Origin of the sequence: Martelella mediterranea, assembly GCF_021021415.1 — a bacterium.
In the GTDB taxonomy this organism is placed as follows: Bacteria; Pseudomonadota; Alphaproteobacteria; order Rhizobiales; family Rhizobiaceae; genus Martelella; species Martelella mediterranea_C.
This window is the reverse complement of record NZ_JAINWJ010000005.1, coordinates 1-24,673: the sequence shown is the minus strand read 5'-3', so window position 1 is coordinate 24,673 and position 24,673 is coordinate 1. Positions and strand designations below refer to the sequence as shown.

The window sequence follows — 24,673 nt, the reverse complement described above, 5'->3', positions numbered from 1 at the left end:
CGGACCTTGCCGGATCAGCTTGCGCCGTTCTCGCGCACAAGACGGATCGCGGTGGAGGAGACGACCGCGGCCCCGTAGATCGGGCCGGTTGCGTAGGTGCAGCCTGCTTCGGCAAAGGCTGTGGCATCGGCCTCATTGTCGAGGTCGCTGATCCCGATTGCCGTGCCGAGGCGCTCGGCCAGTTCGCTAAAGGCCTTGACGATTTCCGCCTGCGGTTCCTGATTGTACTTGAAGATCGCGCTGTCGACATAAGTCGCGTCGAAACGGAAGCTCTTCAGCAGCGTCAGCGAGCCGTGGCCATTGCCGAAGCCCGACAGGGTAACGCCCGCGCCGATGGTGCGCAGATACTGCAGGGCGAGCTTCGCCTGCTCGGGCGCTTCCTGCACGATATCCTCCGGAATGGAGAATACGATCTGGCGCGGCGCCACTTCCGATTCCCGCACGATGCTCTCCAGCTCGATCAGCGTGCTGGTTTTCAGCATCTCGTTGCAGCTCAGTTCGACCATGACGAACGGGCGGGCATTGGCGACGGATTGCTGCCATGCCGCGAGATCGTTTGCCGCTTGACGTACGGTGTAGAGGATGAGCTCCGCCGAGCGGCCGCTCTCCCGGCTCAGCTCGAAAATCTCGCCGGCGGAGACATCGCCGCGCTGGGGATGCTTCCAGTTAAGCGAGCACCTGAAGCCCGCGAGCTTCTGCCCCTCGAACTTCACGATCGGCTGGTAGAGCACCGTCATTTCCTGGCGGTCGATCGCGCGGCCAAGGTCGCCTTGCAGCTGCTTGCGCTCGTCATCGAGCATTCTGAGCGCCGGACGATAGGTCTCGACCGTGTTGCCGCCCATGCGCTTGGCGCGCAGCATCGCCAGCCGGGCATCCTCCAGAAACGCCTCGGCGGTCTCATGGTCATCGTGCCAGGACGCAATGCCGATCGCGGCCGTGAGCGCGATCTCGCGGTTTTCGAACGTGATCGGCACATCGATCGCCGCAGTAAGCGCATCGGTGAATTCGGCGATCGCGTCCGGGTCATTCTGGGATTGCAGGATGATCGCGAAGCTGCTGCCCCAGATTCTGGACAGGGTGTCCTCCGGCTTCAGCAGCCTCTGGATGCGGCGCGTCAGCGCGATCAGGATATTGTCGCCGGCAGCAAAACCAAGCGTCTCGTTGATCTCCTTGAAGCGGTCGATATCCGCCACGATCAGCGTCGGATGGAGATGCGGGGCCGTACGCGACATTGCGATCAGCGATTGCAGCCGGTCGATGAGGATGGTGTGGTTCGGCAGGCCGGTGAGGTTGTCGATCACCGCGTCCTGCAGCAGGCGCTGGGTGGAAACCTTATGGTCCGTCTGGTCGTTCAGCGTGCCGACGCAGCGGATCACCTCGCCATCCGAGCTCAGCACCGGCCGGGCGCGGATGGTCATGAAATGATAATGCCCGTCATTGGCGCGCACCCGGAACTCAAGCTTCAGCCGGCCGCGCCGCCATTCGAGGAACAGGTCGAGGGTGGAGCGGAAGCGGTCGCGGTCGGCGGGGTGGAGATATTGCAGCCATGTCCGCGCGGGGCCGTTCAGCGCGCCGGGCGCAAGGCCGAGCTTGGGCGCGAAATCGGGCTCTGTGACGATCCGGTCGCGGCCGACATCCCAGTCCCACACGGTGGCGTCGGTGCCGAGAAAGGCCAGCGCCTGACGCTCCAGATCGGAAAACAGGCCCGGCTGGTAGACCCCACCGGCAAAGGCGTGCTGGATCACGGTGAAGCCGAGCAGCAGCACGATCAGAACCATGCCGCCGTCGAGCGCCGGTTGAATGATGTCGTTGTCGATCCGGCCGGTCACCGCCATATAGCCGGCAAACAGCCAAGCGACGATCAGCGCCCAGGCCGGCATCAGCAGGATCGCCCGGTCATAGCGCCGGAAGCTCAGGTAGAACATCAGCACGATGCCGGCAAGCACGGTTGCGGCGAACGAGAGGCGCGCGATGCCGGCGGCCGCCGAGGGGTCGAACAGCGCCACCCCGAACAGCGCCATCAACAGCACGCCCCAGGCGGCCGTGCCATAGCCGAGCTGGGCATGCCAGCGCGCCAGATTGAGATAGGTGAACAGGAACACCACCAGTGAAAAGGCGATCGCGACATCGGCGCTCGCCCGCCATATGCGTTGATCGGACGCCGACAACGGTATGATCTGGTTCAGGAAATTGAAATCGATCGCGACATAGAGCAGCACCGACCATGCCAGCATGGCCGTTGCCGGCAGAACCGAGGTTCCCTTGACCACGAACAGGATGCTCAAAAACACAGCCAGCAGGCCGGCAATGCCGAGCACGATGCCGTGATAGAGCGTGAAGGCGTTTTCGGTGTCCTTGTAGGCCTCGGGCTCCCACATGTAGAGCTGCGGCAGTTCGGCGGTGTTGAGCTCCGCCACGAAGGTGATCACCGATCCCGGATTGAGCGTGATCGAAAACACGTCCGCATCGTCGCTGTTGACGCGGTTCAGCGCGAAGCCCTCGCTCGGCGTGATCGCCTCGATCCGCGACGAGCCGAGATCCGGCCAGAACAGGCCGGAGCCGACGAGGCGGAAATGCGGCGCGACGATCAGCCGGTCCAGCTGCTCGTCGGAAATATTGGCAAGTGAAAACACCGCCCAGTCGCCGGAGTGGTTGTCGCCGGTGGAGCGGACCTCGATGCGACGCCTTATGCCGTTCGGGTCGGGAACCGTCGAAATCTGGAACGTCTCGCCCTCATTGGGATAGAGCTCGACCTGCGAGGTCAGGTCGATGGCGACGTCGCCGCGCGACACTTCCACCGGTTCGAGCGCCAGGGCGGGCACGGCCACGGCGATCATCACGACGATCGCTCCAAGAAGGGCCAGGAGCTTGCGGCAGAACCAGGCGGTGAGGGGGGACATTGGCATCAGCGGTCTTCAGTTCCCTTTGCGGTCGTAGTCGTCTTCGAGCAGGGCAAAGAGATGATGATCCTGCCATTCGCCGTTGATGCGCAGATATTTGTGCAAATACCCCTCCTGGGTGAAGCCGGCTTTTTGCAACAGCGACGCGCTGCGCATGTTTGTGGGGATACAGGCCGCCTCAATCCGGTGCAACCTCAACTCCTCGAAGATATAGCGAATTACGAGTTGAAGTGCGGCGAACATATGACCCTTGCCGGCATATTCCTCGCCCATCCAGTATCCAAGCATGCAGTTCTGCGCTACGCCGCGCCGGATCAGCCCGATCGTGATGCCGCCGACCAGCCTGTCGGGGTTTCTGGCAAAGATGAAAAGCTGGATGCCCGAGCCCGACTCGAATTCGAGATTGACGCGGGCGATGCGCTTGCGAAACCCGCGCCGGGTCATGTCGGCTGCACTCCACACCGGCTCCCACGGCTGCAGAAAGGCGCGGCTGCGGGTCCTGAGCGTTCTCCACTCCTCGAAATCTTCTGTGCGCGGAAGACGCAGCAGATAATCGGCGGATTGTATGGCAAACCGATGGCGCCGGCGCGCCCGGGACGAAAGCAGCAACGCAACCACGGCTGTCACTCCGGCGGTTGGCTGCTTGAGCCGCCGGGGCCGCGTGCGAAAACGGCCCGCGGCGCAGTCAGAAGCGGGACTGCCCTGCCGGCGCGACGGGCATGGCGCCCGTCTGGCCTACCCGGCTGCATTCACCGCCTGCTTGTGGTTGAAGCTGAGGCTGCCGGCGATGTCCTCAATCCCGGTAAGCTGGTCCAGCGGACCGATCGCCGAAAGCGTCGGCGGCGCATCGTAGAAGGAGCGGCCGGCGAGGTCGGTCAGGCGGCGCGGCGTGATGTTTTCGATGCGCAGCATCATTTCCTCGTTGGGGATCGGCCGGCCCCAGAGCATCACCTGGCGGGCGATCTGTCCGGCGCGGGCGGCAGCACTTTCCTGGCCCATCAGAAGCTGGGCCCGGATCTGCTGGCGCGCGCGCTCGATCTCGCTTTCATCGAAGTGGTCGGCCGCGCGCTGCAACTCGTTCACGATCACGGGCATTAGTTCAGGCAGTTGCTCGCCGCCGGTTGCCGCGTGGACGGCGAACACGCCCGAGTCCGAAAATCCCCAGTGGAAGGCATAGACCGAGTAGCACAGCCCTCTGATTTCGCGCACTTCCTGGAACAGGCGCGACGACATGCCGCCGCCGAGAATATTGGCGAGAATCTGCGAACAGTAGAAATCCTGGGCGTGATAGGCCGGGCCTTCGAAGCCGAGAATGATCTGCGCATCGGAAAGCGTGCGGCTCTCGCGCACTTCACCGCCGGTATAGATCGCGGCTTCCATCTGCGGCGGGGTTTCCGGTTTGCGCGGAAGGGACGCAAAGCGCTCCTCCACCATACGGGCGAAGGTCTGATGGTCGACCGCGCCGGTGGCGACGATGAAAATCCGGTCGGTGGTGTAGTTGCGGGCGAGATAGCGGCGGATATCGTCCGGCGTGAACGCCATCACGGTCTCCGGCGTGCCGAGGATCGGCCGGCCGATGGTCTGGTCGCGAAAGGCAGCGCCCGCGAAATTGTCGAACACCACGTCATCGGGAATGTCGTTGGCGGCGCCGATCTCCTGCATGATCACGTTCTTCTCGCGCGCCAGCTCCTCCTCGTCGAAGGCGGAGCCGGTGAGGATATCGGCCAGGATATCGACGGCCAGCGGTACGTGATCCTTCAGGACCCGGGCGTAATAGGACGTCGTTTCGGTGGATGTCGCGGCATTGACCTCGCCGCCGACATTTTCGATCTCCTCCGCGATCTGGCGGGCGGTGCGGCGCTTGGTGCCCTTGAAGGCCATGTGTTCCAGAAGGTGGGCGATGCCATGCTCGTTTTGCAGTTCATTGCGCGAGCCCGATTTGATCCAGGTTCCGATCGCAACGCTTTCGATATGCGGCATGTTCTGGGTAACGACGGTCAACCCGGAGGAAAGCCGGGTGTACTCTACGGTCATGCGGTCCTGCTTTCGTTTTGGTCAGTGCTCAACCTTTTTGGATGCCCGAACGAATAAAGGCCTCGATGGCATCCAGGTCGGGAGAAAGGACACTGAAACGCTCCTCCTTGTCCATCAGACCAGCAAGCCATGCGGGAAGCGCCGGGTCAATACCGCTTGCCGATTTTACTGCGTCCGGGAACTTGGCGGGGTGCGCGGTCGACAGCACCACCATCGGGTTTTCCGTGCGTTCGTGTTTTCTCGCGACGGCGACGGCGACGGCGGTGTGGGGGTCGATCAGCACGCCGGTGTCCCTGAGCGAGCGCGCGATTTCGGCTGCAGCGCCCGCCTGATCGGTCTTGCCGGCCGCAAACAGGGCGCGGATTTTGGCAAGCGTCTCGCCCTCGATATCGAAAGCGCCGGATTGCTTCAGTCCGGCCATGGCGCGGCGCACATAGGCGCTGTCGCGGCCGCTCGCCTCGAACAGCAGACGTTCGAAATTGGACGAAATCTGGATATCCATCGACGGCGAGGTGGTGGCCTCGACGCCGCGCATTTCGTAGCGACCGGTCTCCAGCGCGCGGGCGAGGATGTCGTTTTCATTGGTGGCGATCACCAGCCGGCCGACGGGCAATCCCATCTTCATGGCAACATAGCCGGCGAAGATATCGCCGAAATTGCCGGTCGGCACGGTGAAGTCGATAGCGCGGTCGGGCGCGCCGAGCGCAATGCCGGCGGTGAAGTAATAGACCACCTGCGCCATGATCCGCGCCCAGTTGATCGAGTTGACGCCGGAAAGCTTCACCTCGTCGCGGAAGCCGCCATCGGCGAACATCGCCTTGACGAGGTTCTGGCAGTCGTCGAAATGTCCCTCGACGGCGATCGCATGGACATTGTCCGCGCCGAGCGTGGTCATCTGACGCTGCTGCACCGGCGAGACCTTCCCATGGGGAAACAGGATGAAGATGTCGGTGCGGGTGCTTGCCGAAAACGCGTCGATCGCGGCCCCGCCGGTATCGCCCGAGGTCGCGCCGATAATGGTCGCGCGCTGGCCGCGTTTTGCCAGCACATGATCCATCAGCCGCGCCAGCAACTGCATGGCGACGTCCTTGAAGGCGAGGGTGGAGCCGTGGAAAAGCTCCAGCGTGAACCGGTTCGCGCCGCTCTGCACCACCGGCACGACCGCCTCGTGGCGGAAGGTGGCATAGGCGTCGTCGATCATCGCCTTCAGCTCGTCATCGGCGATTTCGCCATCGATGAACGGCTTGATGATCGTGAAAGCGATCTCCTGATAGGTCTTGCCGCGCAGCGCGCGGATATTGTCCGCCGGCAGGAAGGGCCATTCGCGCGGCAGGTAGAGCCCGCCATCCTGCGCCAGGCCCGCCAGAACCGCATCTGAAAAACCGAGGACGGGCGCCTCGCCACGGGTAGAGATATAGTCCACGCAAAGCCCCTTTGTGCTTGCCAGAATATGGAAATTGTCTAGCTTGTGGCAGGCTTTACCTGTTAAGACCGTTCTAATGGAGACGAGGGGGCGGTCGACCAGACAATCTGTGTTGGCGCTGATATAAAGCAAAGCCGGAGGGCTTGAAAAGCCCTTGAGAGAGGAAAGGAAGTTTCGCCGTGTCATTTCGTACTACCCGCCGCGTGGCAGCCGTTCTTGCAATTTCGGGACTGGCGGCCTGCTCGACGGCCCAGCCCGAGCCGGAACCCGCGCCCGCCCGACCGGTGACCCCGGGCATCAACCTGACCGCTTTGACGAAGCTCTGCCCCAAGGTGATGCTCGATGACGAGGTTGCTTTCAAACGCGTCTACTCGCCGGCCAATTCCGAAGCGCCGGAAAATCTCGCCTACCAGGTCTCGCTCGGCGAGTTCAGCCGCACTTGCGCGGCCGCACCCAGCGGCGACCAACTGCTTGAGACGATCTCGATCGCCGGGCGCCTCGTCGGCGGCCCGAAGGCGAAATCGGGCACCTATCAGGTCCCGGTCCGCGTCGAAGTGGTCGATGGCGATGTCGCGCTTTACGATCAGGTGATCCAGCAGGAAGTCACGCTGCCCGCCGAAGGCATGTCGACGCAGTTCCTGTTCCGCGCCGACAACCTGCCGGTGCCCTTGACGGCCGGCCCGAACACCGCCGTCAGGGTCGGGATCGCCCGCTGAGCGGTTTGCATCCTTCTGCAGCGATGTAAAAAAAGGCGGCTCCCGGGCCGCCTTCTGCTTTTTTGATAAATCCGCTTGCCTCTCCTGTGTCATCCTCGGGCTTGACCCGAGGATCCAGGCGGGATCGTACAGTATCAAAATACCATTCTGGTCAACGGCTTGCGCAGTATGGATGCTCGGGTCAAGCCCGAGCATGACCCCTGTGGGGGGCAGCGAGGTTCACAAGCTCTGAAACCGTGGCTTCATCAACAGCAAAAAGGCGGCTCCGAGGCCGCCTTTTTCGTGTCGTGTCTTTCGACCTATCGCAGCCTTCCGGCTGCATGGGCGAGCATGGTGTAGACCTTGCCGGTGTCCGAGGTCAGGTAGGACTGGACCACGCCGCGGTCGCGGTTGTTGTGCATCACGTCCGACAGAAGCTTTTCGAAATCGGCGATATAGCGGTCGACGGAGGTGCGGAATTCGCGGTCGCCTTCATAACGCGTCTTGATCTCGTCGAAGGTGCGCTGGCCCTTCAGCGTGTAGAGACGGCGGGAGAAGATATCGCGTTCGCCCTGCTGGTACCGGTGCCAGAGATCGGCGGCGGTGTCGTGGTCGATCGCGCTGGCGATATCGACCGAGAGCGCATTCAGCGTTTCGGCGGCCGGCCGGCGTTCCGCGGGCTTGCGGCTCTGGCCGGCTTCCTCGCGGGCGGCGGCGCGCAGCAGATCGCTGATCCAGCCTTCGCCGCCGGGGGCGCTGGACGCCGCCGGGCGGGTCACCGCCTGGCGGGCGGGCTGCGCGGGTGCGGCCGTGGCCTTGGTTTCGAAGCTGCCGAGGCTGCGTTCGCCGGAAGTATTGCCGGCGGGCGATGCCGAAAACGGCGGCAGGCTTTCGCTGTTGCGCGGTGCTGTGGCCGGCGCGGATGGCTGCTGGCGTGCGGCCGGCTGCGAAAGCTGGCTGCGCGAGGTGGACACCAGCGTTGAGATATCCTGCAGCGCGCGGATCTGGTCCTCGACGGCCTTGCGCATGGCCTGCGCGCTTTCGCGGGCCTCCTCGGGCATATCGTGGATGCCGCGCTTGACGGCCGCACGGGTGTCATCCAGCTCGGCGCGGATGGCGGCGGCTGCCTGTTCGATCTCGCGCGTCGCGCCGGAGAAGCGCTTGGCGGCGTCCTCGACCGAGCCGCGCATGGTCTCGCCCACGCGCTGCGACATTGTCTCGGCCTCGCGGCCGGTCTGGTCCATGGTCGAGGCGACCATGGCGGCGACTGCCTTCAGGCCGCGCTCGATTTCCTGCGAACGCTCGGCAAGTCCGTTCGACAGCAGGCCGAGAGCCTCCTGACGCTCGGTGAGCGTATTGGCGAGGTTGGACTGGGCGGAGCCGATCAGGTCGGAGGCGCGGTCCAGAATACCGGCATGGCTTTCGATCTTCTCAACCAGTTCGCGTACTGCGGCAAGCGAATTGGACGCGCTGCCGTCGAGCGCATCGACCTTGTTGCCCAGCATGGCGCCGGCCTCGGACATCGAGGCTGCGGAGCGTTCCGCCGTTTCGTTGATGCGGTTGGCGGTCGCGTTGAGATTCCGGTCGACGGAAGACAGGCTGTCGGCCGCCTCGTTGACGACGCCGGCGAGCAACTGGTGGCTCTGGCCGAGATGGCGCACCAGCGCCTCGACATTGCCGGCCAGCGCATTGCTGTCGTCGCGAAGCTGGCGGCTGGTCTCGTCGGCGGCCTGGCGGATTTCCTCCGCCGCGATCCGGCCGGTTTCGGCGTAGCGTGCGATCAGCGGCTGCGCCTTTTCGTCGATCAGGGCGTTGAGCTCTGCCGTGCGACCGGCCAGCATCGAGTTGAGGTCGCGCGAGCGTTCGTCGAGCGCGGTGCCGACGGCCTCGCCGCGGGCTGCAAGGGCCCGGTCGGCGGCGCCGAGGATTTCCTGCAGCGATGCAATCTGCGAACCGAGATTGTCGCGCAGTTCGGCGGCCCGCTCTGTCATGGTCCGCTCGGTTTCTCCCATCGACTGCGAGATCGCGCCGGCGGCTTCGGTGATGCCGGCATTCATCCGCTCGCTGCGCTGGGCAAGCAGGTTTTCGGCATCGCTCATCGTGGTCCTGATCGTCTCGATCTGGTTGTCGATCCGCGCGCTGGTGGCCGACAGAATCTCGCTGATGCGGGCGCTGTTTTCCGATGCGTTTTCGCTGGCGGCGTTGCTCTGCTCGGCAAGCGCCTGCTGCAGTTCACGGGCGCGCTCGAAGATGGCGTTGGCCGAAAGCTCCATGCCCTCGCGCGCCGAAGCGACGGAGTTCGTCACCTGCTCGGTGAAGGCGCTGCCGCTGGCTTCGAGCTTCTGACGCGCCTCCTCGGCATTGCGGGTCATGTCGCCGGCGGCCTCGGCGACGGTGTCGCGCAGACGGCCTGCCAACTCGCCGGCGCGGCGGTCCATCGTGCTGTTGAGATTTCCGATGCCGTGATCGAGCGCCTGTTCCAGCCTGCCGAAGCGTTCCTCGATCTGGCCGTGGCCCTGTCCGAGCGTCTCGGAAATCCGACCGTGGCTCTGTTCCAGGGAATCGGAAAGTCGGCCCTCAGCCTGTTCCAGGGTCTCGGATATTCTTCCATGGCCCTGTCCAAGCGTATCCGAGAGACGGCCCTCAGCCTGTTCAAGGCTCTCGGATATCTGGCCATACCCCTGTTCCAGCGTCTCGCTGATCCGGTTGTGGCGGGCGTCAAGCGCTTCGCCGAGGCGGTCGGCGGCAGAGGAGGAGGCGGTCTCGATGCCGCGCGCCTTTTCGTCCAGCATGCTGTTCAGCCGCTCGTCGAACTGCGCGCCGATCAGCGAGAAGGTGTTTTCGTGCGTCAGCAGCGTTTCGTGGAGCCGCTCCGAAACGGTTTCGCCGGCCTGTTCCAGGCGCTTGCCATTGGCTTCCAGCGCGCCGGAGATGCGCTCATGAAGCGCGTCGGCGGAGGCATTGAGCTGGCTGCTGGCGTCAATGGCGGTGCGCTCGAAGGCCGAGCGCTGTTCGGCGAAGGTGTTTTCGAATTTGGCGCGCGCCTCGTCGGACGAGTGTTCGATCGCGCTGACGTGGTTGGTGAGCGCGGCATCGAGACGACGGCCGGTTTCTTCGGCAAGCCCCTCGATCCGGAACGCGCCTTTTTCCACGGCGTCGCCATGGCGGGCGAGCGTTTCGTTGAGCGCGCCGAAGGAGGTTTCCACCCGGTCGGTCATGGTTTCGGCCGAGCGGGTGATGAGCCCGGCGGCGGTCGAGACCTTTTCGGCGATTGCGCCGGCCGAGCCGCGCAGGCGACCTTCCAGCGCGGTGCCGGCCTTGTCGATGGTGTCCTGCAAGGCCTCGCGCCGGCCTTCCAGCGTCATTTCCAGGAGGCTGGTGGAGGCGGCGATCGACGCGGAAATATTGGTGGTCTGGTCGGTGAGCGTCTCGTTGACCTGCGCGCTTGCCTGATCGAAGGCGCGCTGGATCTCGCCCGCATTGTTGCGCAGGGCGTCTTCGAGCTGGGTCTGGCCCTCGCGATAGGCATCGCGGATTCCGGCTTCGCGGGCCGCGAAGGTTTCCGCGATCCGGCTGTCGATCGCGCTGATGCGGCCGTCAAGCGCGTTGGCCTCGTTGGTAATGGTCGCCTGCAGGCGGCTTGCGACGCCCTCATAGGCGCCGGCGAGCTGGCTCTGGCCGGACTCAAGCGCCGCGGCGAGACGCGCGGTATTCGATTCGATCGTCTGGCCGAAGGTTTCCTCGCCGGTCGAAAGCGTGGTCGCCAGCATGATGGCATGCTCGTTGAAGCGCTCGTCGAGCCGGCTGGCGGCCTCGGTGAGCGTTTTCGCGATGCTGCTCTCGCCATCGCCCAGACCCTGGGTGAGGCGGTCGAACTGCTGATCGATCCGTTCCGAAGCGCCTGCGATGGCGGAGGAAATGCCGGTCTCGCCCGCGCTGATCCGGTCGCTGAAGCGTTCGAACTGGCTGCCGATCTCGCCGGTCGCCTGTTCCAGCGCCTGGCCGAGGCGTCCCTGACCGGCGCCAAGCGTCTCCTCAAGCCGCGCGGAATGGGTGTCCAGCGTCTGGGCGAAGGACTCTTCGCTCGCCGAAAGAGCCGAGGTAAGCATGATCGTGCGGTCGTTCAGCGTATCGCTCAGCCGCTCGGAGGCGGCGTTGAGCGATGCGGCAATGCCGTTCTCGCTGTCGCCGATCTGGGCATTGAAGCGGGTGAGGCGTTCTTCCAGCTTGTCGGCGGCGGTGTTGAGCGTGCCGTCGAGCTGTTCCTGGCTGAGGCGGATGGTATCGCCGAGCTTCTCCGCCTGGTTTTCGAGCGTGACGCCGAAGGTTGCCTCGCTCGCCGAAAGCGTGGTGGCAAGGTCCATCTGATGTTCGTCCAGCTGCTCCTTGAGCCGGCTTGAGGCGTTTTCCAGCGTCGCGGCGATGCCGCTCTCGCTGTCGCCCACCTGGGTGTTGAAGCGTTCGAGCTGGGCGTCAAGCCGTTCGGAGACGCCCGAAAGCGTGCCGCTCAGGCGCTCATTGCCCGCGCGCATGCTTTCCTCGACCCTGGCCGAATGGGAATCGAGCGTCTGGGCAAGGCTTTCCTCGCTCATCGAAAGCGTGGTGGTCAGCATGATCGCCTGCTCGTTCATGCGATCGCCGAGCCGTTCGGCGGCATCGCTGAGCGAGGCGGCGATGCTGGCCTCTCCGCCGGCAAGTTGCTGGTTGAGGCGAGCGATATTGCCCTCCAGGCGATTGCCGGCTTCATCGAAGGTCTGGCCAAGACGCTCGTGCTCGGCGCTGATCTTGCTGCCAAGCTCGCGGCTGCGGCTTTCGAGCGTCTGGTCGAGCGCCTCGACATTGGCCGACAGGCTGGCGGCGAGCGCCTGCGTTTCGTCGCTCATGCGCTCCTGAAGGCGCTCGGATGCGCTCTCCAGCATGCTGCCGATGGTGGATTCGCCTTCGGCCAGCGAACGCGAAACGCGTTCCACGCCGCCATTGAGACGATCCTCCAGAGCGTTGCCGCTGGCTTCGAGCGCGCCGGTGAAATTTTCCAGGCGGCTGTCGATATTGCTGCCGAGACGGGTCAGCGTGGCTTCCAGCCGCTGGTCGACATACTGGCTGCGTTCGTCGAACCGGTTTGCCGCTTCCTCATTGGCCTCGTTGAGCTTCTGGGTAAAGCGGGCCTCGGTCTCGGTGATGGTGTCCGTCAGGCCGCCGACCACGCGTTCCAGCGCCGCGTTCATCGCGGTTTCGCTGCTTTCGGCGACGTCGCGCAGCTTGGCGGTGCGCTCCGACAGGATTTCGTCAAGCTTGGCGCCGCGTTCGCTGAGCGTTGCGGTCAGGCGCTCGGTATCCTCGTTCAGCGCGGTCGCGCTGGTGTGGAAATCGCCGATAAGCTTGCGGCCGCGCTCGTCGAAGCGGGTGGAAAGGTCGTTGAAGCGATCGTCGAACAGTTCGCTCAACTGGCCGTAGCTGCGATCGAAGGATTCGCGCAGCGTCGCCGAGCGTTCCTCCAAAAGGTCGCCGAGCGACTGGGCCGCGCGGCTTGTGCTTTCCGTGAGCGTCGCCGCGCGGGTTTCGAGCATCTTGGCAACGCCGTCTCCGGCGGTTCCGACCGTCTGGGTGAGTTCCTCCATCACCTGGGCGATGTCGGATTTCATCTGGTCGTTGGTGCCCAGAAGCGACGTGCGGATGCGGGCGGCGTGATTGACGACGGCCTCGCGTTCGGCCGTCAGTTCCTGCACCAGATTGCGGATCCGCATCTCGTTTTCGGCATAGCTGCGCTCGAGCGCGTTGACTTCGGAGTGGACGAGGTTTTCCAGTTCCGAGGCGCGCGCGATGGTGCGCTCGATGCCTTCGTTCATGGCATAGACTTCGCGCCGCACCGCCTGGCTGACATTGCGCACCTGCTGGGCGGCGTTTTCGTCCGGATCGGACAGTTTGAGGGCCACTTCCGCCATCGAGCGGGCGGCCTCCTGCATGTCGCGGGCGCGAGCGAGCATCAGGTTGAAGGCGTAGAACACGAAGATCGGCGCGACCGTCAGGGCCGCGGCAAGGCCGATGCCGTCGATCGAAAGAATATCGGCGAAGGAGCGGGCGCGGAAGATTTCCGAACCGAAGGCGACCATGGTGCCGCCAACGCCGAGCGCCAGCCAGCCGGCGGCCATGATGGTGGAGTTGCGCAGCGCCTTGACGGTCGAGGAGCGCTCGAAGGCGCGCAGCACGCGCTGGGTGGAGACGATGCCGGGGTCGTTTGCAGGGCGGAATTCGGGCGATTTTGGCCGGGCGGCCGTGGCGCGCGAGGAAGCAGGCGTAGCGGATTGCTTGCGCTGCGAGGGCGCGCGCAGCCGCGGCGCCTTCTTCTGCGCCGCGTCGGCTTCACCGGAAGTGTCGTCGCTCGCCACATCGGATGCAAGCGCGTCCTCCAGTGCGTGGAGTGCCTGATCGTCGAGCGAAGAGCCGCCAGTTTGGTTCGCCATAATACGCCTCGCAACACACGGGCGGTCTCGCATGAACGCGAAAGCCGGCCCGATTACTCTATTTCAATCCCGAACCACACAGCCTTTGCGGCCTGTCTGGCGCGGTACACATTTCCTGAAACAGCGTTCAGATGCCTTTTCGAACGGGACCTTTTACATGTGTGAAAGGTCTGTAAACTCGGGCAAATGTCTTCTATTTCAAAGGATTATCCCAGCTTTTCATCGCACATTCGCCAGACACGCACAACATCGTGAAAGTCTCCCTCCCGAAGCTCCCCGCGATCGATCGCGCAAGAGCCGGTTTTGCGGCGGCAAAAACCGATCAAATTCCGATATTTAGCAAATATTAACCATAATGCGCCTTTTCTGAGGCTTTCGCAAAACCAAAACGCGGGGCCTTCAAGCCCGGCGGCCGCCATCCCATATGGTCAAGGGCGATATTGACTGCCTCGCCCAGATGGCCCAATTAGCGCTGAACGACCCTCCCGAAAAGACCAAGGCCCGGCAAATGTTCAAACTGAAATTCATCGGCAATGACGATACGGTATATGACCTTGAGGTACAGGACGGCTCGACCGTTATGGAAAACGCGGTTCGCAACGGCGTGCCCGGCATCGAGGCGGAATGCGGCGGGGCCTGCGCCTGCGCCACCTGTCACGTCTATGTCGACGAGGCCTGGACCGACAAGGTTGGCGAGCCCGAGCCGATGGAAGAAGACATGCTCGACTTCGCGGTCGACGTACGCGCCAATTCGCGGCTTTCCTGTCAGATCACCATGTCCGCCGAACTCGACGGCCTGACGGTGCGGGTGCCCGACAGCCAGGGCTGAGGCGCGCGCAGCAGGGACAATGACGGCTTTCCGGGTGGACGCGCGGAAGGCCCGGATGTATGCGGGTCGTGGCGGCTTCCTGTCCTTCGCTGTGACGCCGCGCGCGCCATCTTTCTGTCTTGCCGCATGTTCGCGGACCTTGCCTGGTTCCGCCTGACTGCCAATTGCCCTGGAGGAACATCATGATCGAAGCGTCCGCCAGCATGTTTCAGCCGCGACGGCTTGAATGCGCGCACGGGCGCTCGCTCACGCTCGGGCCGCGCGGCGTGCTGATGGCGATCGTCAATGTGACGCCCGATTCCTTTTCCGATGGCGGACAGTTCGGCAGCGTCGAGGCTGCTGTCGACTTTGGCCTTCAGGCGGCGGAGGAGGGGGCGGCGATCCTCGATATCGGCGGACAGTCGACCCGGCCGGGCGCTGACGATGTGACGCCGGCGGAGGAACAGGACCGCGTGTTGCCGGTGATCGCGGCGCTGGCGGCAAGATCCGATGCGCTGATCTCGATCGATACCTACCACGCCGAGACCGCCCGGCTCGCGGTGGCGGCGGGCGCGCATATCGTCAACGATATTTCCGGCGGCACGGCGGAGCCCGACATTCTCTCCGTCACGGCTCGAAGCGGGGCGGCCTATTGCCTGATGCATACCAGCCGCAGGGCGGACACGCTCTCCGATCCACTGGCCGATCAGTTCGCCTTTATCGAGGCGGCGCTCAAGGTAGCGCGCGCGGCGGGGATCGCCGACGACCGGCTGGTCCTCGACCCCGGTTTCGGTTTCGGCAAGGACAGCGACGACAATCTCGACATCATGGCGCATCTTGAGCGGCTGCACGAACTTCGCCTGCCGCTCCTGATCGGCACCTCGCGCAAGCGTTTTGTCGCCGCCCTTGCGGGCGCGGACGACAATCTCTCGCGCGATTTCGCGACGGTCGCCACCACCGCGCTCCTGCGGCTTGCCGGCGGGGCGATATTCCGCGTGCACAATGTCGCGGCCAACCGGGCGGCGCTTGCCGCCGCCGATGCAATCATTTCCCGACGGTATGGAGACCGGTCATGAGCGGACGCTACACGATCACCATGAAAAACTGCGCTTTCTATGCCTATCACGGCGTGCTGCCGGAGGAGGAGCGGATGGGCCAGCGCTTCTTCGTCGACGTCATCGTCGATGTCGATGATGCGGCAGCGCTTGCCGACGATTTCACCAATGCCGTGGATTACGGCGGGCTCTATCCGGTCGTGGGCGCGGTGGTGACGGAACGGCGCTTTCAGTTGATCGAGGCGCTTGCCGCCGCAATCGCCGAGGCAGTGACGGCCTATCATCAGGCCATCACGCGCGTCGAGGTCGCGGTGCGCAAACCCTCGGTGCCGATCCCGGGCATACTCGATCACGTCGAGGCGAGGCTGGTGCGCGATGTCCGCTGAACCCGTCCGCGCCGCGCTCGGGCTCGGCGCCAATCTCGGCGATCCGGTTGCCGCCATGGCGCGGGCCTTGCGGATGCTTGATGACGGGGAGGGCACAGCAGTCGCCGCCGTGTCGAAGCTCTACCGCACGCCGCCCTGGGGCCTTGTCGAGCAACCGCCCTTCATCAATTGCTGCGCCCTTGTCGAAACGTCGCTTTCGCCGCAGGCGCTGATGCAGCGCTGTCTCGATATCGAGAAGCAATTGAAACGGGTGCGCGATGTCCGCTGGGGGCCGCGGCTGATCGATATCGATATCCTGACCTATGGCACGGAGACCTTGAATACCGAGACCGTGACCATCCCGCATCCGCGCATGCTGGAACGCGGCTTCGTGCTGATGCCGCTTGCCGAAATCGCGCCCGACCTTGCGGTCGACGGTCGCGCGGTGTCTGAATGGGCATCCGAGGCCGATATGGCGGGCATTGTCGCGATCAGCGATGACGGGGCGTGGTGGACGGCGTGAGCGCGGTTCGGTTTCCCGGAGCCGCCGCTACTTGATCGCGCCGACGGTGAAGGGATCGCCCTCGCGCTTCAGCGATAGGCCGATGACCGGCACATAGCGGGTGCCGCCCTTGATCAGCAGCGTGATGTTGAGATCGTTTTCGCTCTGCATGCTGGTCACCAGCGCGCCCTCGACCTCCTTGCGCCGCAGCGAAATCACGGCTTTCTGGTCCTCGATGCTGCCGCCGGTCACGGCAAGTCCTTCGCCTTCCTCGCCATCGAGAAACTGGCCGCGATAGCTGTCGCCGTCGCGGATGAACACGGCGGTGATCGGGTGGGAAAACAGGCCGGCGCGGCATTTGCCGTCCAGCTTGAAGCCGCCTTCCTCGCCCGTCACCGGAAGACCGTCCAGCTCGCATTTGAAATGCGTGCCCTTCAGCTTGCCCTCGACGATCTTACCGGGGCCTGTCCATTTGCCGGCGACCTGGCGGAAGAACGCGTCGTCATCGCTTTCCGCAAGGGCGCTTGCCGGAAGCGCCGCCGCGAGGGCCGCAATCAGCAGGGCGGAGCGAAGGATGCGGGGAGTGGGGGCCATCGATTGTTCCGGTTACGCAAGACAAGGGTTCGGTAGCCAATCATGACGGCGAATGGTTAAGCTTTGGTTTGCGCACAATCTATGCTTGCGCGCGGGAGCCTATGGGTTGGAGAGGTCGCGCTTTTCGCCGGGGGCGAGATCGCCGATGAAATCGCCCATGCCGGGGCGTTTCAACGCGTGGAACGGCATCGGGCGGCACAGGTCCATGGCGGCGATGCCGATGCGGGCGGTCATCAGCCCGTTGATCATGCCCTCCCCGAAGCGGGCGGAAAGCTTGGACGCCAGCCCGTGGCCGAGCACCTGCTGGATCAGGCTGTCGCCCACCGCAATCGATCCGGTGACGGCCAGATGCGAGAGCACGTCGCGGATCAGCCGGAACATGCCGACGGAGCCCGGACGGCCGCCGTAAAGCTCCGCCATGTTGCGGATCAGGCGGATCGATTCGTAGAAGACGTAAAGAAGATCGACGGCGGCGCGCGGGCTGATGGCGGTGACCACCGAGACGCGCTTGGAGGCGTTGAGGATCAGTGCGCGCGCTTTCAGGTCGAGCGGCGCCATCATCTCGCGTTCGCAAAACTCGACAAGCTGCGGGGCATCGACCACCTCCTCGTCAAGCTCTGAAAGGCGCTGGCGGCCGCGCGCAGTTTCGGCCTTGCCGGCAAGCAGCGTCGACAGCTCGCGGGCGGCGACCCGCGCGCTTGCGGCATCGCTGCTTGCATGGGCCTCGGCCATCTTCAGCTTGATATGCTGGATCGCGCCGAGCCGCATGATCGCGATGATCTCGCGGGCGGCGACCACCAGCGCCGCCGCGACGCCGACCACCACCGCACCGAGTGCCAGCCAGCCGAGCCAGGGCGCGCGGTCAAACAGCGAGCGCACCAGATCGTCGATCCACAGCCCGATCGCCAGCGACAGCAGGATGCCGAAGGCGATGCCGGCAAGCTTGGAAAACGAGAAGCCGCGCTTCTTCATGGTCGCCACCGGCGGCTCCATCTCGTCGGCGGCAATCGTCTCCGCATCGCGCAGAAACGGGTCGTCCTCGTCGGGCGTCACTGGCGGCGGATCGAAATGGCGGGGCGGGCGGCGCGGCTCGTCTTCCTTGCGGGAGGCTTTTTCCTCGATATCGAATACCGCCGGGCGGCGCGTGTGGTCGGGGCTCATGCCAGTCTGTCTCCGATCAGAAACTGCAGCGCGCGGTCGAGCCGGATATGCGGGATCGACGGTCCGCCTTCGCTGGCCTCGATGTCGATCTCGGGCGGACGGAACCGCACGGCGTTGATGTCGGCAAGGCCTTCCGGCACGTCGCCGCCGCGCTTCAGCATGCGGAAAAACGCCTCCGGATTGGCCGGGAGGTCGCCGGGGAAGATTGCTGTTTTTCGAATTCCATCAAAGGTTTCCGCGCCGATCTTCTCGCCTTTTATCGGGGTGCCGACGATGACAGGTAGAACCTGCGATCCGGATTCGACCGTCGCCTCCCGCGTCGCCCGAACGGAGGCGATCGCCATCACGTCGATGCCAGCGCCGGAAATGCCGATGGTCTTGATCGCGTCGTTGACGAGCCGACGCGTCAGCTTCTCCAGCCGGTCATGGCTTTCGTGATGCAGGTGGTCGGCCTTGGTGGCCGCGATCAGCACCCGGTCGATCCGCCGCCGCGCCAGCGAGGAGAGCCAGGAATTGCGTCCCGGCCGGAAGCAGGACAGCACTTCGGAAAGCGCGCGTTCCAGATCGGCGATCGCCTCCGGCCCGCGGCTCAGCGCCTGCAACGTGTCGACCAGCACGACCTGGCGGTCGAGACGGGCGAAGTGGTTGCGGAAGAACGGTTTTACGACGACGGATTTATAGGCCTCGAAGCGCCGCTCCATCTGGGCGGCGAGCGATCCGCGCTTGAACTTCTCGTCGCCGAGGCCGGGAAGCGGCGCGAAGGTAAGTGCAGGTGAACCTTCCAGATCGCCCGGCATCAGGAAACGGCCGGGGGGCAGGGTGGAAAGCGAATGCTCGTCGGCGCGGCAGGCGGTCAGATAGGCCGAGAAGCTTTCATGCAGCGCCTTCAGCGTCTTCTCGTCGGCCGGCGCGTCGTAATCGAGAGAGCCGGCAAGCTCCATCCAACCCTTGGCGAGCGCTGTCCGCGCGGGGCTTGACGCCCGCGCCTCGGTCTCGCGACTGAAGGTGCGGAAATCCTGGCCGAGGAGCGGCAGGTCGAGCAGCCATTCGCCTGGATAATCAACGATATCGATGGCGATGCTGCCACGCGAGAACATCCGGTTCCAGCGGCTCGCGCTCTGATAATGCAGCGTCAGGCGGAGTTCGGACACCGCGCGGGTCGAATCGGGCCAGATGCGTTCGTCCACCAGCCGGTCGATATGGGTTTCGTAATCGAAGCGGGGGACCTGATCGTCGGGCTGCTCTTCCAACCTGATATCGGAGATGCGCCCCGAACGCATCGCCTCGAAGAACGGCAGGCGGCCATTATGCAGCAGATTGTGGACCAGCGAAGCGATGAACACCGTCTTGCCGGCCCGCGACAGGCCGGTGACGCCAAGCCGCAGCGTGGGCTGAACAAGGTCGGAGGCGCGATCCGTGATGTTGTCGAGCGTAAGTCTGGCATTGTCGCCCAGCGACGTATGGATCGGCATCAAGTTCGGCTTCCTTTCACGGGTCTACCCGCAATATAGGGAGGCCGGCGCGCGGATCAAAGCACCGTCGCGAACGGGAGCGCGGATACGCAATGGCTCAGTTCGGCGCCAGGAAGGCCGTGATATTCCATTGCGGCGCCTCGGTTCCCGCGCCATCGCCCGCATGGTCGAGCACCGCCATGCCGGCGGTGGGAAAGCCGTAGGGGCAGGCTCTGTTGAAGGCTTCGGGGCCCACCAGCATCAGCAGTGTTTCCTCTATGCCGGGATTGTGGCCGCAGATCAGCACGGTTTTGGCGTCGGCATTCTCGGCCAGCGCCTCGAGATAGGTCACGGGCGCGGCCTGGTAGAAATCATCGACGAATCGGCACTCCGGCGCGCGGCCGAGCGTGCGATAGGCGGCGTCCGCCGTCTGCCGACAACGCATCGCGGACGACGACAGGATCAGGCCTGGAACGTAGCCGCTCTGCTTCATCCGCTCGGCAAGTTCGGCCGCGTCGTCGACGCCGCGCTTGGAGAGCGGCCGGTCGTAATCGCGCATGGTCGGCTCGGGCCAGACCGCCTGGGCATGGCGCAGAAGATAGATCCGGTCGGGGTGCGGGTTGATGGTCGACATTCTCAATCTCGAAGCGGCGTGAAGCGGTATCGAACGCGCGGTGGCTGCGCTGACATTCAAAAATCGACCATGTCTTTACCATGATTTTTTCACAAGGCCTCACGCTTTTTTGTCGCCTTTCTTCGATGTTTCCCGAGCCCCGAAAATCCATTGGAATGCAGCCGTTGAGAGCGATCTTCGACGGTCCTGCAACGCAGGCGCGATTTTGAACGGCATTGTGACAGAGAGGTCGTTCTTCAGGCAGGGCCTATTTTTTCAACAGTTTTTTACATGCCCAAATATGAAGCAGAGGCTTGAATTTTCGTATTTGTTTGGGATATACACCGCCCGTGGGGTGTTGTTCAGGAGAATGGCTTTGAACAAGAACATTGATCTTAGTAGCTATGTTCTCTCCGATAACGAAGAGTTCATGAATCCCAACCAGCGGGCCTATTTTCGCGCAAAACTGATCGCCTGGAAAAACGATATCCTGCGGGAAGCACGCGAAACGCTCGAACATCTGGCCGCCGAAAGCGCCAACCATCCCGATCTCGCTGACCGGGCCTCTTCCGAAACCGACCGTTCCATCGAACTGCGTGCGCGTGATCGCCAGCGCAAGCTGATCTCGAAGATCGATGCGGCGCTGCGCCGGATCGACGAGGGAACCTATGGTTATTGCGAGGAGACGGGTGAGCCGATCGGGTTGAAGCGGCTGGATGCGCGACCAATCGCAACCCTGTCGATCGAGGCGCAGGAGCGCCACGAGCGACGCGAAAAAGTCTACCGCGACGAATAGCATGACACATCAAAAGGCCGCGCCAGAGGACGCGGCCTTTTGATTCTCATCGCTGTTTTTTTTGCGCGCTGGCGAATCACCTGGGCTCGGTGGGCGCGGTTGCGGGCTTGGCGGCGGCCTCTTCGGCCGAAGGCGCGCGGCGCGCGCCGATGGGCGCCGGTATGCGCGTTTCCAGCAGGATATCGTTCGGGCCGCCGATCATCACCAGATGCTCGACATTGTCGCGCCGGATCAGCACCACCCGGCGGCGCGCGTCGACGGCCGCGGCATCGACCACGAAAAGCCGCGGCTTACGGTTCTTGCCGCCCCGGATGAAGGGCGATGGCGGGCGCAGATGCATCAGAACCCAGATCGCGACAATGATCACGATGATCACGCCGATCGCTATCAGCGGTATATCGAAAATCATGCTGCCGAAACCGAGGTCGCCCATTGTCTGCCTTTCACTGCCTATGCCCTGTTCGCGCTTTGCCTGCGCATGCGCGCGCCAATCTAGCATGGCTTACGGATTGAAATCGCGCCTTTTTTGGCAATATCACCAGAACGAAGCAAGGCATGGACGAAACCGGGCCTGATCGGGGCGGAAACCGGGCGGCAATACCGAAATTTAAGCATTTGTCGCTAGATATGCTTGCAGAACTGGCCGATCCTGTTGCATCGGGCACCAACGATGTTTCGCGGCGCGGGCCGGACGGATGACGAGGTTTCAATGACATCAGGGCAAAAGGACGACACGGGCAGCGAGACCACCGTCAGGCGCGGCTTCGGCGCCGGCATCATCTCCCGGCTGGCGCTGGTGCTTCTCATCCTGGCGACGATCGTGGCGCTTGCCTACCAGTATCGCGGTTATCTTCCGGCCGATCTTCTGCTGGCGATCCTCGGCCTGTTTGCCGTTCTCGGCGTGTTCTTCGTGCTGGCGGTCATGACCGGTCTGGCGGAACTGTTCCCGACGGGACGCCAGAATCACTTCGCCCGGCCGTTTCTCGACCAGTACCCCGAAGCCGTGGTGATCACCGATCATCGCAACCGGCTGGTCTATGCCAATGCGGCCTATGGCCGGCTGACGGGCGCGGCCGAGCCTGTAACGCTCGATACCCTGCTTTCGGAGGAGCCGGAGAGCTCGGAAGTGCTCTATCGCCTCAGCCAGGCGGTGCGCGCCGGGCGTGACGGGCAGGAGGAGTTCCGTCTCGTCAAGCCGCTTGCGGACGGCGAGGGCCCGCGCTGGTATCGGCTGCGCGCCCGTTTCTTCCCGGTGACCGACAGCCGCGCCGCCACCCGCAATTTCCACATTTGGCAGATTTCCGACATCACCGAGGAGCGCCAGGAGCAGGAACGCTATTTCCGCGAGCTGCAGAAGGCGATCGATTATCTCGACCATGCCCCGGTCGGCTTCGTGGCGGCGGATAGCGATGGCAAGGTCAGCTATATGAACGCCACGCTTGCCGGCTGGCTCGGCGTCGATCTCGCCGCTTTCGTGGCCGGCCGGATGAAATTCTCCGATCTGGCGACCGGCGAGGGCATGGCGCTTCTGACCGCGCTCGATCCCGAGCCCGGCGCGCGCGTCAGCGAACGGATCGAGGCGAACCTGAAGCTTGCGTCAGGGCAGACCATGCCGGTGGTCATGCTTCACGAGGCCGTTGGCGGGCGCGAGGGCAGGGCCGGCGACAGCCGCACCGTGATCGTCAGGCGCGAGGCCGACGAGCGCGCCGGCGATGCGGCCCCCGGCCGGTTTTTCGACGATACGCCGATGGCGATCGCCACCGTCGACCGCGACGGCAGGCTGCTCACCACCAACACCCGCTTCCTGACCATGTTCGCCGATCTCGTGCGACGCGAGGATATCGGCACGGGCACGCGCGCGGGCGGGCTGATCGATGCCGGCGACCGGCCGCGGCTGGACGAGGCGCTGGCCGCCGCCGCGGCGGGCCAGAGCGACATCGCCCCCTTCGAGGCGCGCCATTTCAGCGACGACAGCCGTCACTTCCGCTTCTTCGTGCATGCCGCCAGCGGCTCCGCGCCGGATGCGCAGGCGCTGATCTATGTGATCGAAATCAGCGAGCAGAAATCGCTGGAGGCGCAGATGGCGCGCACCCAGAAGCTCAATGCGGTCGGCACGCTTGCTGGCGGCATCGCCCATGATTTCAACAATGTGCTGACCGCGATCCTGCTTTCGGCCGATCACCTCCTGCTGCAGTCGCGCGCCTCCGATCCGGAATTCGCCGATCTGGTCGAGATCAAGCGCAATGCCAATCGCGCCTCGGGCCTCGTGCGGCAATTGCTGGCCTTCTCCCGCCAGCAGACCATGCGGCCGGAAGTGGTCGATCTCAACGACGTCATCGGCGACAACCGGATGATGATCGAGCGCCTCACCGGCGGCTCGGATGTGCGCCTCACCACCGATTTCGCCCGCAATCTGTGGCCGGTGAAGACCGATCCCGGCCAGTTCGGCCAGGTGATCACCAATCTCTCGGTGAACGCCCGCGACGCCATGCCCGATGGCGGCACGCTGAGGGTGACGACCCGCAACGTGCCGGCCGCCGACGTGGCGAGCCTCGGCCTGCGCGAGGTGCCGGAGAAGGACTTCGTGATGGTCGAGGTCGCCGATACCGGCACGGGCATTCCGCCGGAAGTGCTGGACAAGATCTTCGAGCCGTTCTTCACCACCAAGGATGTCGGCAAGGGCACCGGTCTCGGTCTTGCCATGGTCTATGGCATCGTCACCCAGTCGGGCGGCTTCCTGCATGCGGTTTCCGAAGTCGGCAAGGGCACGCGCTTCATCATCCTGCTGCCGCGCCACGTGCGCGCCGCCGGCGAGAAGGACATGGCGGAGGCCCCGAAGGACCACAAGGGCAAACCGATCGCCGCCGCCTTCGGCGAGGGCAATGAGAGCGACAACGAGGCCCCGCGCGAGGAGGATATGGACCTCACCGGCCAGTCCGCCGTGGTGCTTCTGGTGGAAGACGAGGACGCGGTGCGCCGCTCCGGCAAGCGCATGCTGGAAATGCGCGGCTTCACCGTCTACGAGGCCGATACCGGCGTCCACGCCCTGAAAATCCTCGAAAAGCTCGAGGGCTCGGTCGATATCGTCGTGTCCGACGTGGTGATGCCGGAAATGGACGGCCCGACGCTTCTGCGCGAGGCCCGCCGCATCTATCCCGACCTCAAATTCATCTTCGTCTCCGGCTACGCCGACGACGCCTTCGCCAAGAACCTCCCCGAAGACGCCAAATTCGGGTTCCTCCCCAAGCCGTATAATCTGAAGCAGCTCGTGGCGGCCGTGTGGGAGATGATCCGGGAGGGGTGAGGTTTTTTGGGTGGACTTTCAGCGATGAGGGCAGTTCAAGCCTTGTCGTATGAGGGGCAATTATTGGTGGCTGCTTAGCGCCGCCATATCGGACTTTCGCAGGGTATCGGTTTTTCAGCAAAGCTGCTGTTCATTTCACACTGATCGAATGCCAGTAGAGGGCGGAGTGCGGTGGTTCGCTGCACAGAGAGCCAACGACTGCAATGCGGACAAAGTGGAAGTTCGCGAACGCGAAGGTCCTTCTCACTGGCGGTGGCTGATGTAAGATATGCTAATGGCTCGCTTCTACTTTCCTCATCTCTTTTTGATTCCCTCCTCATCGGAGGAGGTTCTTCTTGAACCCTATGGACTGCACCCGCGTCTATGGGATGTTTCCGTTTTTGATTTGTACTCACTTGTTGCTGAAAGGCATCCGGTGCGAATGTCTGCGGAGCTAATGCAGATATTTCTGCCGAAGGTTAATCTCGAGATCTCAGAGGCCGATTTAAAAGTTATTGAGTGATATCAGAAG

At 63.9% G+C, this 24,673-nt stretch carries 17 protein-coding genes; 7 read left to right on the top strand and 10 right to left on the bottom strand.

Annotated features, from left to right (window positions below; genetic code table 11):
* Positions 1-14: 14 nt before the first annotated feature.
* From K7H91_RS03285 to thrC, 4 genes are all read right to left on the bottom strand, one after another.
* Entirely contained in the window at positions 15-2,906 is a 2,892-nt protein-coding gene (locus K7H91_RS03285) for an EAL domain-containing protein (protein WP_230718797.1), read from the bottom strand.
* 9 nt (positions 2,907-2,915) lie between these two features.
* Entirely contained in the window at positions 2,916-3,509 is a 594-nt protein-coding gene (locus K7H91_RS03280; RefSeq protein WP_230719007.1) for a GNAT family N-acetyltransferase, read from the bottom strand.
* Positions 3,510-3,635: 126 nt separating this feature from the next.
* A complete protein-coding gene (locus tag K7H91_RS03275; protein WP_230718796.1) occupies positions 3,636-4,934 on the bottom strand; it encodes a M16 family metallopeptidase in 1,299 nt (432 codons plus the stop codon).
* 28 nt (positions 4,935-4,962) lie between these two features.
* A complete protein-coding gene (gene thrC, locus K7H91_RS03270) occupies positions 4,963-6,357 on the bottom strand; it encodes a threonine synthase (protein WP_230718795.1) in 1,395 nt (464 codons plus the stop codon).
* Positions 6,358-6,536: 179 nt separating this feature from the next.
* Here thrC and K7H91_RS03265 point away from each other — a divergent pair, with 179 nt between their 5' ends.
* Complete coding sequence (locus K7H91_RS03265) at positions 6,537-7,073, top strand: hypothetical protein (RefSeq protein ID WP_230718794.1); 537 nt, start codon at positions 6,537-6,539, stop codon at positions 7,071-7,073.
* Positions 7,074-7,372: 299 nt separating this feature from the next.
* Here K7H91_RS03265 and K7H91_RS03260 read toward each other — a convergent pair whose 3' ends face one another.
* Entirely contained in the window at positions 7,373-13,513 is a 6,141-nt protein-coding gene (locus tag K7H91_RS03260; RefSeq protein WP_230718793.1) for a hypothetical protein, read from the bottom strand.
* Positions 13,514-14,021: 508 nt separating this feature from the next.
* Here K7H91_RS03260 and K7H91_RS03255 point away from each other — a divergent pair.
* The 4 genes from K7H91_RS03255 (at position 14,022) to folK (ending at position 16,264) form a co-directional block, all read left to right on the top strand.
* Positions 14,022-14,342, top strand: coding sequence for a 2Fe-2S iron-sulfur cluster-binding protein (locus K7H91_RS03255; RefSeq protein ID WP_230718792.1), 321 nt, complete (start codon positions 14,022-14,024; stop codon positions 14,340-14,342).
* A gap of 182 nt (positions 14,343-14,524) precedes the next feature.
* Positions 14,525-15,397, top strand: coding sequence for a dihydropteroate synthase (gene folP, locus K7H91_RS03250; RefSeq protein ID WP_230718791.1), 873 nt, complete (start codon positions 14,525-14,527; stop codon positions 15,395-15,397).
* Positions 15,394-15,762, top strand: a complete 369-nt coding sequence (gene folB, locus K7H91_RS03245) for a dihydroneopterin aldolase (RefSeq protein WP_230718790.1) — start codon at positions 15,394-15,396, stop codon at positions 15,760-15,762. Before folP ends, folB begins: the two co-directional genes overlap by 4 nt.
* Positions 15,752-16,264 carry a 2-amino-4-hydroxy-6-hydroxymethyldihydropteridine diphosphokinase gene (gene folK, locus K7H91_RS03240; protein ID WP_230718789.1) on the top strand — a complete coding sequence of 171 codons (513 nt, stop codon included), beginning with the start codon at positions 15,752-15,754 and terminating at the stop codon, positions 16,262-16,264. The genes folB and folK overlap by 11 nt, the downstream gene beginning before the upstream one ends.
* A gap of 27 nt (positions 16,265-16,291) precedes the next feature.
* On the opposite strand, the gene K7H91_RS03235 is transcribed toward folK, so the two are convergent.
* The 4 genes from K7H91_RS03235 to K7H91_RS03220 all read right to left on the bottom strand — a co-directional run bounded on the left by K7H91_RS03235 (position 16,292) and on the right by K7H91_RS03220 (position 20,083).
* Positions 16,292-16,837 (bottom strand): hypothetical protein, encoded by a 546-nt coding sequence (locus K7H91_RS03235; protein WP_230718788.1) that lies wholly within the window; start codon positions 16,835-16,837, stop codon positions 16,292-16,294.
* Between the two features lie 99 nt (positions 16,838-16,936).
* Entirely contained in the window at positions 16,937-17,998 is a 1,062-nt protein-coding gene (locus K7H91_RS03230; RefSeq protein WP_230718787.1) for a YcjF family protein, read from the bottom strand.
* Positions 17,995-19,473 carry a YcjX family protein gene (locus K7H91_RS03225; RefSeq protein WP_230718786.1) on the bottom strand — a complete coding sequence of 493 codons (1,479 nt, stop codon included), beginning with the start codon at positions 19,471-19,473 and terminating at the stop codon, positions 17,995-17,997. Before K7H91_RS03225 ends, K7H91_RS03230 begins: the two co-directional genes overlap by 4 nt.
* Before the next feature lie 94 nt (positions 19,474-19,567).
* On the bottom strand, positions 19,568-20,083 hold the full coding sequence (locus tag K7H91_RS03220) for a SixA phosphatase family protein (protein ID WP_018066493.1): 516 nt from the start codon (positions 20,081-20,083) through the stop codon (positions 19,568-19,570).
* Between the two features lie 355 nt (positions 20,084-20,438).
* On the opposite strand from K7H91_RS03220, the gene dksA reads away from it, so the two are divergent.
* The gene (dksA, locus tag K7H91_RS03215; protein WP_018066492.1) at positions 20,439-20,858 is read left to right on the top strand and encodes an RNA polymerase-binding protein DksA; all 420 of its coding nucleotides are present in this window, start codon (positions 20,439-20,441) and stop codon (positions 20,856-20,858) included.
* 76 nt (positions 20,859-20,934) lie between these two features.
* Here the strand turns inward: dksA and K7H91_RS03210 are convergent, their stop codons facing one another.
* Complete coding sequence (locus tag K7H91_RS03210) at positions 20,935-21,291, bottom strand: flagellar biosynthetic protein FliO (RefSeq protein ID WP_018066491.1); 357 nt, start codon at positions 21,289-21,291, stop codon at positions 20,935-20,937.
* 276 nt (positions 21,292-21,567) lie between these two features.
* On the opposite strand from K7H91_RS03210, the gene cckA reads away from it, so the two are divergent.
* Positions 21,568-24,162: a cell cycle histidine kinase CckA gene (cckA, locus tag K7H91_RS03205; protein ID WP_230718785.1), complete on the top strand. Its 2,595-nt coding sequence runs from the start codon at positions 21,568-21,570 to the stop codon at positions 24,160-24,162.
* Positions 24,163-24,673 lie beyond the last annotated feature (511 nt).

Bases quoted from the DNA above. Each gene is read 5' to 3' on its own strand.
- K7H91_RS03220 (WP_018066493.1), bottom strand. From the start codon at position 20,083: ATGTCGACCATCAACCCGCACCCCGACCGGATCTATCTTCTGCGCCAT.
- folB (WP_230718790.1), top strand. From the start codon at position 15,394: ATGAGCGGACGCTACACGATCACCATGAAAAACTGCGCTTTCTATGCC.
- cckA (WP_230718785.1), top strand. From the start codon at position 21,568: ATGACATCAGGGCAAAAGGACGACACGGGCAGCGAGACCACCGTCAGG.
- K7H91_RS03230 (WP_230718787.1), bottom strand. From the start codon at position 17,998: ATGAGCCCCGACCACACGCGCCGCCCGGCGGTATTCGATATCGAGGAA.
- K7H91_RS03210 (WP_018066491.1), bottom strand. From the start codon at position 21,291: ATGGGCGACCTCGGTTTCGGCAGCATGATTTTCGATATACCGCTGATA.
- K7H91_RS03285 (WP_230718797.1), bottom strand. From the start codon at position 2,906: ATGCCAATGTCCCCCCTCACCGCCTGGTTCTGCCGCAAGCTCCTGGCC.
- K7H91_RS03255 (WP_230718792.1), top strand. From the start codon at position 14,022: ATGTTCAAACTGAAATTCATCGGCAATGACGATACGGTATATGACCTT.
- K7H91_RS03260 (WP_230718793.1), bottom strand. From the start codon at position 13,513: ATGGCGAACCAAACTGGCGGCTCTTCGCTCGACGATCAGGCACTCCAC.
- folP (WP_230718791.1), top strand. From the start codon at position 14,525: ATGATCGAAGCGTCCGCCAGCATGTTTCAGCCGCGACGGCTTGAATGC.
- K7H91_RS03235 (WP_230718788.1), bottom strand. From the start codon at position 16,837: ATGGCCCCCACTCCCCGCATCCTTCGCTCCGCCCTGCTGATTGCGGCC.
- K7H91_RS03275 (WP_230718796.1), bottom strand. From the start codon at position 4,934: ATGACCGTAGAGTACACCCGGCTTTCCTCCGGGTTGACCGTCGTTACC.
- folK (WP_230718789.1), top strand. From the start codon at position 15,752: ATGTCCGCTGAACCCGTCCGCGCCGCGCTCGGGCTCGGCGCCAATCTC.